This is a genomic window from Pseudomonas sp. SDO5591_S426, assembly GCF_054070755.1.
In genome coordinates, this window is the sequence record NZ_JBSVXD010000162.1 from 1 (window position 1) to 13,297 (window position 13,297).

Sequence of the window (13,297 nt, forward strand, 5' to 3'; positions counted from 1 at the left end):
CATTCCCATGTAGGAGCTGCCGCAGGCTGCGATCTTTTTTGTTAGAATGCCCAACGCGCCGCTCACCCGGCGCGTTTTTTTTCGCATCCGGTTCACCCCTTACGAGGGTAGCCACCTGGAGATTTACCCATGACACAACAGATTGTCGTGGCGGCACTGTATAAGTTCGTCACCCTGGAAGATTACGTCGCCCTGCGCGAGCCACTGCTGCAAGCAATGGTCGACAACGGCATCAAAGGCACGCTGCTGATCGCCGAAGAAGGCATCAACGGCACCGTGTCCGGCAGCCGCGAAGGCATTGACGGGCTGATGGCCTGGCTCAAGAACGACCCGCGCATGGACGACATCGACCATAAAGAGTCGTACTGCGACGAACAGCCGTTCTACCGCACCAAAGTCAAACTCAAGAAAGAAATCGTCACCCTCGGCGTCGAAGGCGTGGACCCGAACAAAAAGGTCGGCACCTACGTTGATCCGCAGGACTGGAATGCGCTGATCAGCGATCCGGAAGTGCTGTTGATCGATACCCGCAACGACTACGAAGTCTCGATCGGCACCTTCGAAGGCGCTATCGACCCGAAAACCACCAGTTTTCGCGAATTTCCCGACTACATCAAAGCCAACTTCGACCCGGCCGTGCACAAGAAGGTCGCGATGTTCTGCACCGGCGGCATTCGCTGCGAGAAAGCTTCCAGCTACATGCTCAGCGAAGGTTACGGTGAGGTCTATCACCTCAAGGGCGGCATCCTGAAGTACCTCGAAGAGGTGCCGCAGGAAGAAACCAAATGGCAGGGCGACTGCTTCGTGTTCGATAACCGCGTAACGGTTCGCCATGACCTGAGCGAGGGCGACTACGATCAATGTCATGCCTGCCGCACGCCGGTCAGCGTTGAAGATCGCACCTCCGAGCACTACGTGGCCGGTATCAGCTGCCCGCATTGCTGGGACACGCTGAGCGAGAAAACCCGTCGCAGCGCCATCGATCGGCAAAAGCAGATCGAACTGGCCAAGGCCCGCAACATGCCTCATCCGATCGGCTACAACTACAAGCAAGCATCATCTACCGAGGCCTGAATCATGTCTGCACGCCTGCTCTATGTGATGGACCCGATGTGTTCCTGGTGCTGGGGCTTCGCTCCGGTTGCGAGCGCATTGGTAGAGCAGGCGGCGGCCGCGGGTGTGGACGTGCATCTGGTAGTGGGCGGCCTGCGAACCGGCAGTGGCGCCGCGCTGGAACCGACCACCCGCCGCTACATTCTTGAACACTGGCAGGCGGTCACCGAAGCCACCGGCCAGCCGTTCAAGCGTGAAGGCGCGTTGCCCGACGGTTTCGTCTACGACACTGAACCTGCCTGCCGCGCGCTGGTGACCGCACGTCATCTGGCGCCGGATTGTGCATGGAAACTCGTCGGGCTGATTCAAAACGCGTTTTACGCCGAAGGTCGCGATGTCACCCGCGCCAGCGTGCTGGTGGAACTGGCTGAGCAGGCCGGTCTGCCGCGTATCGAATTCGCCGCCGCGTTCGACCGTGCCGACATGCACGCGGCGACGGCTGCCGATTTCACCTGGGTTCAGGACCTGGGCATTGCCGGTTTCCCTACCTTGCTGGCTGAGCGCAATGGTCAATTGGCGTTGCTGACCAATGGCTATCAGCCGCTCAGCGTGCTGTCCCCGCTGCTCGGCCGCTGGCTGGAGCGCGCTGCCTGTGCATGACCTGCCTGACGATGCCCCAACCGCGAAAGGTGTCGATCGGCTGAGCTGGGCGGAAATTCGTCGTCTGGCCCTGCACCACAAGAAATCCCTATGGATCGCCAACGGCGTAGCCGTGCTGGCGACCCTGTGCAGTGTGCCGATCCCGCTGCTGCTGCCGTTGCTGGTAGATGAAGTGCTGCTGGGCCACGGTGACGCCGCGCTGAAAGTCATGAACCTCGCACTCCCTGAGGTCTGGCAAAAAGCCGCGGGCTACATCGGTCTGATGCTGGTGGTGACGCTGGCCCTGCGTTGTGCGGCGTTGCTGTTCAACGTGGTGCAGGCAAAGTTGTTCGCCGCGTTGGCCAAGGACATCGTCTATCGCATTCGCATCCGCCTGATCGAACGCCTCAAGCGCATCTCGCTCGGTGAATACGAAAGCCTGGGCAGCGGCACGGTGACCACGCACTTGGTTACCGACCTCGACACACTGGACAAATTCGTCGGCGAAACCCTCAGCCGTTTCCTCGTCGCCATGCTGACACTGGTCGGCACCGCCGGGATCCTGATGTGGATGCACTGGCAACTGGCGCTGCTGATTCTGCTGTTCAACCCGCTGGTGATCTACGCCACGGTGCAGTTGGGCAAACGGGTCAAGCACCTGAAGAAACTCGAGAACGACAGCACTTCGCGCTTCACCCAGGCGTTGACTGAAACCCTGGATGCGATCCAGGAAGTGCGCGCCGGCAACCGTCAGGGGTTTTTCCTCGGCCGCTTGGGACAACGTGCCCGGGATGTTCGTGACTATGCAGTGAACTCGCAGTGGAAAACCGATGCGTCGAACCGGGCCAGTGGTTTGCTATTCCAGTTCGGCATCGATATTTTCCGTGCCGCCGCCATGCTTACCGTGCTGTTCTCCGACCTGTCCATCGGCCAGATGCTCGCGGTGTTCAGTTACCTGTGGTTCATGATCGGCCCGGTGGAGCAACTGCTGAACCTGCAATACGCCTATTACGCCGCCGGCGGGGCGCTGTCGCGAATCAATGAATTACTGTCGCGCGCCGACGAGCCGCAATACCCCAATGGCGTCGACCCGTTCACCGGGCGTGAGACCGTGGGTATCGAGGTTCAGGGCTTGAGTTTCGGATACGGCGATGAGCTGGTGTTGAACCAGATGAACCTGTCCATTGCGCCTGGTGAGAAGGTCGCCATCGTCGGCGCCAGTGGCGGTGGCAAGAGCACGCTGGTGCAGTTGCTGCTGGGGCTGTACACGCCGCTGGCCGGGACCATCCGCTTCGGCGGCTCGACCCAGCAAGAGATCGGCCTGGAAACCGTGCGGGAAAATGTCGCCGTGGTCCTGCAACATCCGGCGCTGTTCAACGACACCGTTCGGGCCAACCTGACCATGGGCCGTGAGCGCAGCGACGAGGCCTGCTGGCAGGCGCTGGAAATCGCCCAGTTACACGCCACGATCCGCGAATTGCCCAATGGCCTGGACAGTATCGTCGGCCGCTCCGGCGTGCGTTTGTCCGGCGGTCAACGGCAACGCCTGGCGATTGCGCGCATGGTGTTGGCGGAGCCGAAAGTGGTGATCCTCGATGAGGCCACCTCCGCGCTGGACGCCGCCACCGAATACAACCTGCACCAGGCGCTGGCGCGGTTCCTGAGCAACCGCACCACGTTGATCATTGCCCACCGACTTTCCGCGGTAAAACAGGCTGACCGCGTGCTGGTGTTCGACGGCGGGCAAATCGCCGAGGATGGCGACCATCAGCAACTGATCGCCGATGGTGGTCTGTACGCCAAGCTGTACGGTCATTTGCAACAAATGTAGCCCGCGAGGCCGAACGAATGAACGCTGTTTGAAGTCCGACAAAAACAATATCGTCACCGCTATCAATGGCCGTTTCAGCCCTTCTCGGGCGAGGCTCACCGCTTGCCCTGATCGCAATCGCCACCTAGTCTAGCGGTAGCGATTTCGTCCGGATGACGATCAAGCAGTGCTAATGCAAGGGACCTCATGAATCAAACGCGGACTCTCGGAACGCCACGGTTGTTGGGCATCGTCTGGCCATTTATCGCCGTTGTGTTGTTTCAAGCCCTGTTGGGCGGTGTCAGCCTGTACGTATTGTCGGCGGTTCGCGGCTATGTGGCCGGTGAAAGCCTCTGGTCCAAGGGCCAGAAAGACGCCATCTATTACCTCAATCTCTACGCCGACAGCCGTGACGAGGCGATTTTTCGCAAGTACCAGGACGCCATTTCGGTGCCCCAGGGCGGTCATGAGTTGCGGGTGGCGCTGGATCAACAGCCACCGGATATCGAGGCCGCACGACTGGCGATCCTCAAGGGCGGCAACCACCCGGACGACATTTCCAGCCTGATCTGGCTGTATCTGAATTTTCGCCATTTCAGTTACCTCGAAAAGGCCATCGATCTCTGGACCGTCGGTGATGCGTATCTGGCCCGGCTCGATGACGTTGCGCGGGACATGCACCAGCACATCACCGCCACCCCGGCATCGGAAAGCGATATCCGGCGCTGGAAAGAACAGATTTTCGCGATCAATGATGAGGTGACGCCTGCGGCGAAAGCCTTCAGCGATGCCTTGGGTGAAGGTTCACGGGTGATTCTTCGCCTGCTGCTGGTCACCAACCTGGCCACCGCCCTGGGCCTGATCGCGTTGGCCTTGATGCGCACCCATAAACTGCTCAAGCAGCGCCATGCTTTCGCCGACGCCTTGCAGCTAGAGAAAGACCGGGCGCAGATCACCCTGCAATCAATTGGCGATGGCGTGATTACCACGGACGTCGCAGGCGCCATCGCCTACATGAACCCCGCCGCCGAGGCGTTGACCCACTGGAAGGCCGAGCAGGCGACGGGTTTGCCGCTGGCAGCGCTGTTCAATCTGCTGGACGAGAACGCCCAGGCCGACGGTTCTACCTTGATCGAACGCATTCTGAGCGGTCAGCTCAGTGGCGGCAGCGAGCATTCCAAACTGATCCAGCGTCTGGACGGCAGTACGGTTTCGGTTACGCTGGTCGGTGCACCGATCAGCAATGCCGGCAAGGTCAGCGGCACCGTACTGGTACTGCACGACATGACTCAGGAGCGGCAGTACATCGCCAATCTGTCGTGGCAGGCCACTCACGATGCCTTGACCGGCCTGGCCAATCGTCGCGAATTCGAGTATCGCCTTGAGCAGGCGCTGCACAACCTGACGCGCCAGTCGGGGCGGCATGCCCTGATGTTCCTTGACCTCGACCAATTCAAATTGGTCAACGATACCTGCGGCCATGCGGCGGGTGATGAGTTGCTGCGGCATATCTGCGCGCTGCTGCAATCCGGGTTGCGCGAGGGCGATACGCTGGCCCGCCTGGGGGGCGACGAGTTCGGCATCCTGCTGGAGAACTGTGGGCCGGAGGCGGCGGAGAAAATTGCCGAGAACCTGCGCCTGACCGTGCAGAACCTGCACTTCGTATGGAAGGGCCGGCCATTCGTGACCACCGTGAGTATCGGTCTGGTCCATGTTTCGCAGAACCCGACCACCCTCGAAGCCTCGCTTCGTGCTGCCGACATGGCGTGCTACATGGCCAAGGAAAAGGGCCGCAACCGTGTTCAGGTCTATCACCCCGACGACTCGGAATTGTCCCTGCGTTTCGGCGAAATGGCTTGGGTGCAGCGCTTGCACATGGCGCTGGAAGAGGATCGGTTCTGCCTGTACGCGCAGGAAATCGCGCCGCTGGGCATCGATTCTGGCGGCGCACACATTGAAATCCTGTTGCGCCTGCATGATGAATCCGGGCGGATGATTCTGCCCGACAGTTTCATTCCGGCTGCCGAGCGTTATGGCCTGATGAGCTCCATCGATCGTTGGGTCGTGCAGAACGTGTTCAAGATCATTGCCCAATGCCGCGCTGAGAAACGCCAAGGGCCGCTGGCCATGTGTGCGATCAATCTGTCAGGCACGACCATCGGAGATGAGGCGTTCCTGGACTTCCTGCGTGAACAATTCGTTGCTTACTCGATTCCGGCTGAAATGATTTGTTTTGAAATCACTGAAACCAGCGCGATTTCCAATCTTGGCAGCGCAATTAGATTCATTAATGAACTCAAAGGGTTAGGCTGCCTGTTTTCGCTGGACGACTTTTGTGCCGGGATGTCTTCATTCGCGTACCTGAAACATTTGCCTGTAGACTTCCTGAAGATCGACGGGAGTTTCGTAAAGGATATGCTGGACGACCCGATTAACCGCGCCATGGTCGAGGTGATCAATCACATCGGCCATGTCATGGGTAAGCGTACGATTGCCGAGTTTGTCGAAACGCCTCAGATCGAGCAGGCATTGCTGGAGATCGGGGTGGATTATGCTCAAGGGTATGTCATTGAACGCCCGCAACTGTTTACCTGCGATAGCCTGCTAAGTCGTCCTGCCAGGCCTCAGCCTTTGTTGTTCAAGGCCCCTGGCACGTTCCGTTGAAATCTCTCGCTGATCTAATAATCACAATCAAAAGGAGCTCGACAGTGATCGACACATTCAACAGAACCGGACCACTCATGGAAGCTGCAAGTTATCCTGCATGGGCCCAGCGCCTGATTCAGGATTGCAGCGAGAGTAAGCGCCGGGTTGTCGAACACGAACTGTATCAGCGCATGCGTGACAACAAGCTCAGTGCAAAGACCATGCGTCAGTACCTGATAGGTGGCTGGCCGGTGGTCGAACAGTTCGCGTTATACATGGCACAAAACCTGACCAAGACCCGTTTTGCCCGTCATCCCGGCGAAGACATGGCGCGTCGCTGGCTGATGCGCAACATTCGTGTCGAATTGAACCACGCCGATTATTGGGTGAACTGGAGCCGCGCGCACGGTGTCAGCCTGGAAGATCTGCAGGCGCAACAGGTTGCCCCGGAACTTCACGCCTTGAGTCATTGGTGCTGGCACACCAGCTCGTCGGACTCGCTGATCGTGGCGATTGCCGCCACCAACTACGCCATCGAAGGTGCGACCGGAGAGTGGTCGGCAGTGGTCTGTTCCAATGGCGTTTACGCCGCCTCTTTCCCCGAGGAAGAGCGCAAGCGTGCGATGAAGTGGCTGAAGATGCATGCCCAGTATGACGATGCTCATCCCTGGGAAGCGCTGGAAATCATCTGCACGCTGGCGGGCATGAACCCGAGCAAAGCCCTGCAAGTGGAATTGCGTCAGGCCGTGTGCAAGAGCTACGACTACATGTACCTGTTCCTGGAGCGCTGCATGCAGTTGGAACATGCGGAGAAAACGCCGGTAGTCCGTGAAAGGCTGGAACTGGCTGAGAGCTGATCCAGCAAACACCCAATAAAACTGTGGGAGCGATCCTGCTCGCGATGAGGCCGTGTCAGTCAACGATCATGTTGAATGACACACCGCTATCGCGAGGAGGCTCACTCCCACATTGTTTTGTGCTGGTCTGGAAAATCAGCCCGCCATCGTCACCCGGTTACGACCCTCGCGCTTGGCGACGTACAGCGCATTATCGGCACGTCGCAACAGGCTCTCGGCAGACTCGCCGGGCAGCAGGGTCGAGCAACCCAGGCTGACGGTCAGTCCGATCGAGCGGCCATCGGCGAGGTATTCCTCGGCCTGTGCCGCAAACCGCAGACGCTCGCCGACCAGGGCGGCGGCTTCACGGCAGGTGTTGGACAGCAGAATCAGAAACTCCTCGCCGCCAAAACGAAACACCATGTCGACGTTGCGCAACTGGTTCTTGATCGAGGCGGCAACCGCCTTGAGCACGTCATCGCCGGCGCTGTGTCCGTGGTTGTCATTGATTTGCTTGAAGTGATCGATGTCCAGCATCAGCAGCGACAAAGGTTGCAAGTGGCGCCGGGACAGTTCGACTTCACGATGCAGCGTCTGGTCCATCGCGATGCGGTTGCCGGTGTCCGTCAGTGGATCACGCAACGCACTTTGAGTGGCGGCGCGGTAGAGCAGGGTGTTACGCATCGGGTAGAGCAGCGCCGCCAGCAGTGACTCAAGGTTGCCCTGTTCTTGCTCACTGAAACGCTGGTTACGGCGAAACACCAGTTCACCCAAGTGCTCACCTTCATGGCTGAGGCTGTAGCTGAGTGAATGATGGCCGCGTTGGCCGAACTCCAGGCGCAAGTCGCTGCTCTTGTGCTCATAGTTCAAGGCATCAAGGGGGACGAGGCGCTGAATCTCGCGGAAAAACACACCGAGAATACGTTGTGGCTCAAGACTGGTTTGCAGCTGCATGCTCAGTTGCTGGCGCAATTGCGCAAGGCTGACCGGCCTCTCCAGAGTGGGTTGCTGCTGACCAAAACCCAGGCGTTGCAATTTGGCGCTATCGAAGTCAATTGCGTTGGTCTGGGAAGGTGATTTCATATGGCGTGCGCCCTTGAGCAGTAAGGCTGTCTTACAAGCTGGGTGAGAGCGGCTTTGGGCTGCGCGTCAATACTGGTCCGTCAGTCCCGTAGGACATTTCGTACAAGTTTAATCTGCTTTGTAGAAGTTTAGGAACCTGCTGACTCCAGGCTCGCCCCGTTCGCTTTCACATGGTGTGTTTAAGCAAATGCAGAGCGAAAGTCGTGCCATTCGATTTGTTTTCAATAAAGTGGTTATAAATCAAATGGTTGGATGTCGGTGCGCAATAGGCGGCGAATATTGCGACATAAGATTGACTGAAATTCGCCTTTGCCGGAGTGCCGCGACGGGAAGTCGGCGCGGCACAAATGCGACGTACGGCGTTACTGGGCGTTGAAAGCCTGGCCGTTGATATCTGTGCTGTCCGGACCCATCAGGTACAGATAGACCGGCATGATCTCCTCGGGCGTCGGATTGTTCAGCGGGTTTTCCCCTGGATATGCCTGGGCGCGCATGCTGGTGCGAGTGGCGCCCGGGTTGATGCTGTTGGAGCGTACCGGCGCCACAGTGTCGACCTCGTCGGCCAGGGTTTGCATCAGGCCTTCAGTGGCAAACTTGGAAACGCCGTAAGCGCCCCAGTACGCGCGACCCTTGCGGCCGACGCTGCTGGAGGTGAACACCACCGAGGCATCCTGCGACAGCTTGAGCAACGGCAACAGGGTGCTGGTGAGCATGAACATGGCGTTGACGTTGACTTGCATGACACGCATGAAGTTTTCGCCGGACAGCTGTTCGATCGGGGTGCGCGGACCAATGATCGACGCGTTGTGCAGCAAGCCGTCGAGGTGGCCGAACTCGGTTTCGATCATCGCCGCCAGCTCATCGTATTGATGAGGCAGGGCGGTTTCCAGATTGAACGGTATCACCGCCGGTTGCGGAAGGCCGGCGGCTTCGATCTCGTCGTAAACCTGAGTCAGGTTGGCTTCGGTCTTGCCCAGCAGCAGCACGGTCGCACCGTGGGCGGCGTAGGTTTTGGCCGCAGCGGCACCGATGCCACGACCGGCACCGGTGACCAGAATGACCCGATCCTTGAGCAAATCGGGGCGGGCGGAATAATCAAACATAAAGAACCTCAATCCATTAAAAGACTGGAAAAGATCGCAGCCTGCGGCAGCTCCTACGCCGACTGCGGTTTCCTGTAGGAGCTGCCGAAGGCTGCGATCTTTTGACTTTAATCAGCAGCTGCAAAGCGCGCTATCAAGCACTTTGCGCAACTCCAGTGGATGATCAACCACCACATCCGCCCCCCAATGCCGCGGATTATCGTCCGGGTGGATGTAGCCGAAAGTCACAGCAGCAGTCTTGGTCCCGGCATCGCGCCCCGACTCGATGTCACGCAGGTCATCGCCCACGAACAACACGCTGGCCGGATCAAGGTCGAGCATCTTGCAGGCAAGGATCAGCGGCTCGGGATCAGGCTTGCTGTTCTTCACGTGATCCGGACAGATCAGCAGCGCCGAGCGCTCGGCCAGCCCCAACTGCTGCATGATCGGCTCGGCGAAACGCAGCGGCTTGTTGGTGACCACGCCCCAGATCAGGTTGGCTTTCTCGATGTCGGCGAGCAGTTCGCCCATGCCGTCGAACAGTTTGCTGTGCACTGCGCAACCGACGAGGTAGCGTTCGAGAAACTCCAGACGCAGCTCCTCGAACCCGGGCGATTCCGGGTCCATGGAGAAGGTCACCGCGACCATCGCCTTGGCGCCGCCGGAGATCTCGTCGCGGATGTGTTTATCGTTGATCGGCGGCAAGCCGCGGTCGGCACGCATCGCCTGACAGATCGCGATAAAGTCGGGCGCGGTGTCGAGCAGGGTGCCGTCCATGTCGAAAAGAACTGCTCTGATACGCATCGGCTTACTCCTCGCGCAGGGTCTGGATCATGTAGTTGACGTCCACGTCGGAGGCCAGTTTGTAATGCTTGGTCAGCGGGTTGTAGGTCAGGCCGATGATGTCCTTGACGGTCAGGCCGGCCATGCGGCTCCAGGCACCGAGCTCGGAAGGGCGGATGAATTTCTTGAAGTCATGGGTGCCGCGCGGCAGCAACTTCATGATGTATTCGGCGCCGACGATGGCGAACAGGTACGCCTTCGGGTTGCGGTTGATGGTGGAGAAGAACACCTGACCGCCAGGCTTGACCATGCGGAAGCAGGCACGGATCACCGAGGACGGGTCCGGCACGTGTTCGAGCATCTCAAGGCAAGTGACCACGTCGAACTGTTCCGGCATTTCTTCGGCCAGGGCTTCGGCGGTGATCTGCCGGTATTCGACGCTCACGCCGGACTCCAGCTGATGCAACTGAGCGACCGCCAGCGGCGCTTCACCCATGTCGATACCCATGACAGTTGCACCGCGCTGGGCCATGGCTTCGCTGAGAATGCCGCCGCCGCAACCGACGTCGAGGACCTTCTTGCCGGCCAGGTTGACGCGTTCGTCAATCCAGTTGACCCGCAGCGGGTTGATATCGTGCAGCGGTTTGAATTCGCTTTCGCGGTCCCACCAGCGATGGGCCAGGGCTTCGAATTTGGCGATTTCGGCGTAGTCGACGTTGCTCATGGTTTAAGTCCTCTAAAACTTGAAAAATCCTGTTGCCCCGGTGTTGAGTCCGGGGGGCTTACGATTCTGTGCGGCCGCTGATGCGCCGGCCCCAGGCCTTGGCTGTGGCGACCAGCTGTTGTTCATCCAGGCGCGTCAGGCGACGGTCGTCGAGCAGTTGCTTGCCGGCGACCCAGACATGTTTCACGCAGTCCCGGCCGGTGGCATATATAAGCTGCGAAACCGGGTCGTAGACCGGTTGCTGGGCCAGGCCAGAGAGATCGAACGCGACGATGTCGGCGGCTTTGCCGATTTCCAGCGAGCCGGTCTGGGTTTCGATCCCCAGGGCGCGGGCGCCATTCAGGGTCGCCATGCGCAGGGCGCGATGGGCGTCCAGAGCAGTTGCCGAGCCGGCGACAGCTTTGGCCAGCAACGCAGCGGTGCGGGTTTCGCCCAGCAGGTCGAGGTCATTGTTGCTGGCCGCGCCATCGGTGCCCACGGCGACATTGACCCCGGCCTGCCACAAACGCTCCACCGGGCAGAAACCGCTGGCCAGCTTCAGGTTCGACTCCGGGCAATGAATCACATGGGTGTTGCTTTCTACCAGCAACGCCAGGTCTTCTTCGCTGATCTGTGTCATGTGAACCGCCTGGAAGCGCGGCCCGAGCATACCCAGGCGCGCAAGGCGGGCCAGCGGGCGTTCGCCGCGCTGATCGACCGCTTGCTGCACTTCGAAGGCGGTTTCATGCACGTGCATGTGGATCGACGCGTCGAGTTCTTCGGCGATCACGCGGATTTTTTCCAGGTTTTCATCGCCCACGGTGTAGGGTGCATGGGGGCCGAAAGTGATTTTGATGCGGTCGTGGTGCTTGAGATCGCCAAACAATTCGATGCCCTGACGAATGGCTTCGTCCGCTGTGGCGGCGCCGGGGATCGGGAAATCGAGGATCGGGATCGCAATCTGCGCGCGAATGCCACTTTTGTGCACGCGCTCGCTGGCAACCTTCGGGAAGAAGTACATGTCAGAGAAACAGGTGATGCCGCCCTTGAGCTGTTCGGCGATAGCCAGGTCCGTGCCGTCGCGCACGAAATCCTCGTCGACCCATTTCGCCTCGGCAGGCCAGATGTGGTTTTCCAGCCAGGTCATCAAGGGCAGGTCATCCGCCAGGCCACGGAACAGGGTCATCGCCGCGTGGCCGTGGGCATTGATCAGGCCGGGGCTGAGCAACATGTCCGGCAGTTCGCGGACTTCGCTTGCGTTAAGCTTCAGTGCGGCAGCGCGTGGGCCGATAAAGACGATACGGCCGTCGCGGATGCCCAGGGCATGATCCTTGAGGACAACGCCAGCGGGTTCGACGGGTACCAGCCAGGTCGGCAGCAATAACAGGTCGAGCGCAGCGGCAGTGTTCGGCATCGAGGGTCGGTTCCAGTGCTTTTGTAAAGGATGGCGAAGTATACCCGAGCGTCTTCGCGGGGGGATCGCTATAATCGGCGGCTTTTGTTCATGAGTGCGGGGTGTGGGATGCGCGATCGACTGTTGGCTGCGGAGAAGGTGAAGGCCATCGATTGGCGTGATGACGCCCTCTATCTGCTGGATCAGCGTATTTTGCCGTTCGAGGAAACCTGGATCGCCTACACCAGCGCGGCTGGGGTGGCCGAAGCCATTCGCTCGATGGTGGTGCGCGGCGCGCCGGCCATTGGCATCAGTGCCGCTTATGGCATTGTGCTGGCCGCGCGTGCCCGGATTGCCGAAGGTGGCGACTGGTACGCGGCGCTGGAAGAGGATTTCGCGCTGCTGGCCGATTCCCGTCCTACGGCGGTCAACCTGTTCTGGGCGCTGGGCCGCATGCATGATCGGCTCGATCGCCTGAAAGACAATGTCGATCCGCTGGTGGCACTGGAGGCCGAGGCGATCGCCATTCATGAAAGTGATCGCGAAGCCAACCTGACCATGGCGCAATTGGGTGTTGACCTGATCCGCAAACACCAGGGCAATGCTCAGGCGATCCTGACCCATTGCAACACCGGCGCACTGGCCACCGGCGGCTTCGGCACGGCGCTGGGGGTAATTCGCGGCGCGTTCATCGAAGGCATGGTCGAACGCGTTTACGCCGATGAAACCCGGCCATGGCTGCAAGGTTCGCGGCTGACCGCGTGGGAATTGGCCAATGAAGGCATTCCAGTGACCGTCAATGCCGACTCCGCTGCCGCGCACATCATGAAGACCAAGGGCATCACCTGGGTCATCGTCGGCGCTGACCGAATCACCGCCAACGGCGACGTCGCCAACAAGATCGGCACCTATCAACTGGCGGTCAATGCCATGCATCACGGCGTGCGTTTCATGGTGGTGGCGCCGAGTTCGACCATCGACATGCACCTGGCCAGTGGCGACGACATCCCGATCGAAGAGCGTGACGGTCGCGAATTGCTGGAGGTTGGCGGCAAACGGGTCGGGGCGGATGTCGATGCCTTTAATCCGGTGTTCGACGTGACCCCGGCGGACCTGATCGATGCCATCGTCACCGAAAAAGGCATCGTCGAGCGCCCGGATACAGCGAAAATGGCGCAGTTGATGTGCCGTAAGCGCCTGCATTAAAGGATTGTTGTGCCTGAAGGTCGCCATCGCTGGCAAGCCAGCTCCCACAGGGTTTGCGCCCGC

At 59.8% G+C, this 13,297-nt stretch carries 11 protein-coding genes; 6 read left to right on the forward strand and 5 right to left on the reverse strand.

The genetic code is table 11. The annotated features are described in order from the left end of the window. Nucleotides 1-129 precede the first annotated feature (129 nt). The 5 genes from trhO to ACW9JC_RS23750 all read left to right on the forward strand — a co-directional run bounded on the left by trhO (nucleotide 130) and on the right by ACW9JC_RS23750 (nucleotide 7,005). Entirely contained in the window at nucleotides 130-1,074 is a 945-nt protein-coding gene (trhO, locus tag ACW9JC_RS23730) for an oxygen-dependent tRNA uridine(34) hydroxylase TrhO (RefSeq protein ID WP_338585373.1), read from the forward strand. Nucleotides 1,075-1,110: 36 nt separating this feature from the next. Next, nucleotides 1,111-1,713 carry a DsbA family protein gene (locus tag ACW9JC_RS23735; RefSeq protein WP_338586475.1) on the forward strand — a complete coding sequence of 201 codons (603 nt, stop codon included), beginning with the start codon at nucleotides 1,111-1,113 and terminating at the stop codon, nucleotides 1,711-1,713. Further along, nucleotides 1,706-3,523, forward strand: a complete 1,818-nt coding sequence (locus tag ACW9JC_RS23740) for an ABC transporter ATP-binding protein (RefSeq protein WP_338585374.1) — start codon at nucleotides 1,706-1,708, stop codon at nucleotides 3,521-3,523. Before ACW9JC_RS23735 ends, ACW9JC_RS23740 begins: the two co-directional genes overlap by 8 nt. A 186-nt stretch (nucleotides 3,524-3,709) precedes the next feature. Next, nucleotides 3,710-6,166, forward strand: coding sequence for an EAL domain-containing protein (locus ACW9JC_RS23745; RefSeq protein ID WP_457457996.1), 2,457 nt, complete (start codon nucleotides 3,710-3,712; stop codon nucleotides 6,164-6,166). A 77-nt stretch (nucleotides 6,167-6,243) separates the two neighbouring features. Then, on the forward strand, nucleotides 6,244-7,005 hold the full coding sequence (locus ACW9JC_RS23750; RefSeq protein WP_457457998.1) for a TenA family transcriptional regulator: 762 nt from the start codon (nucleotides 6,244-6,246) through the stop codon (nucleotides 7,003-7,005). Nucleotides 7,006-7,140: 135 nt separating this feature from the next. On the opposite strand, the gene ACW9JC_RS23755 is transcribed toward ACW9JC_RS23750, so the two are convergent. The 5 genes from ACW9JC_RS23755 to ACW9JC_RS23775 form a co-directional block, all read right to left on the reverse strand. Continuing rightward, entirely contained in the window at nucleotides 7,141-8,067 is a 927-nt protein-coding gene (locus ACW9JC_RS23755; RefSeq protein WP_448106798.1) for a GGDEF domain-containing protein, read from the reverse strand. Between the two features lie 362 nt (nucleotides 8,068-8,429). After that, on the reverse strand, nucleotides 8,430-9,170 hold the full coding sequence (locus tag ACW9JC_RS23760) for a YciK family oxidoreductase (RefSeq protein WP_457458000.1): 741 nt from the start codon (nucleotides 9,168-9,170) through the stop codon (nucleotides 8,430-8,432). A 111-nt stretch (nucleotides 9,171-9,281) separates the two neighbouring features. Beyond that, nucleotides 9,282-9,953, reverse strand: coding sequence for an N-acetylmuramic acid 6-phosphate phosphatase MupP (mupP, locus tag ACW9JC_RS23765; protein ID WP_217873267.1), 672 nt, complete (start codon nucleotides 9,951-9,953; stop codon nucleotides 9,282-9,284). A gap of 4 nt (nucleotides 9,954-9,957) precedes the next feature. Continuing rightward, nucleotides 9,958-10,656 (reverse strand): bifunctional 2-polyprenyl-6-hydroxyphenol methylase/3-demethylubiquinol 3-O-methyltransferase UbiG, encoded by a 699-nt coding sequence (ubiG, locus tag ACW9JC_RS23770; protein ID WP_033055822.1) that lies wholly within the window; start codon nucleotides 10,654-10,656, stop codon nucleotides 9,958-9,960. Nucleotides 10,657-10,714: 58 nt separating this feature from the next. Continuing rightward, nucleotides 10,715-12,049, reverse strand: coding sequence for a TRZ/ATZ family hydrolase (locus ACW9JC_RS23775; protein ID WP_457458003.1), 1,335 nt, complete (start codon nucleotides 12,047-12,049; stop codon nucleotides 10,715-10,717). Between the two features lie 108 nt (nucleotides 12,050-12,157). On the opposite strand from ACW9JC_RS23775, the gene mtnA reads away from it, so the two are divergent. Further along, nucleotides 12,158-13,234 carry an S-methyl-5-thioribose-1-phosphate isomerase gene (mtnA, locus tag ACW9JC_RS23780; protein WP_338585380.1) on the forward strand — a complete coding sequence of 359 codons (1,077 nt, stop codon included), beginning with the start codon at nucleotides 12,158-12,160 and terminating at the stop codon, nucleotides 13,232-13,234. Nucleotides 13,235-13,297 lie beyond the last annotated feature (63 nt).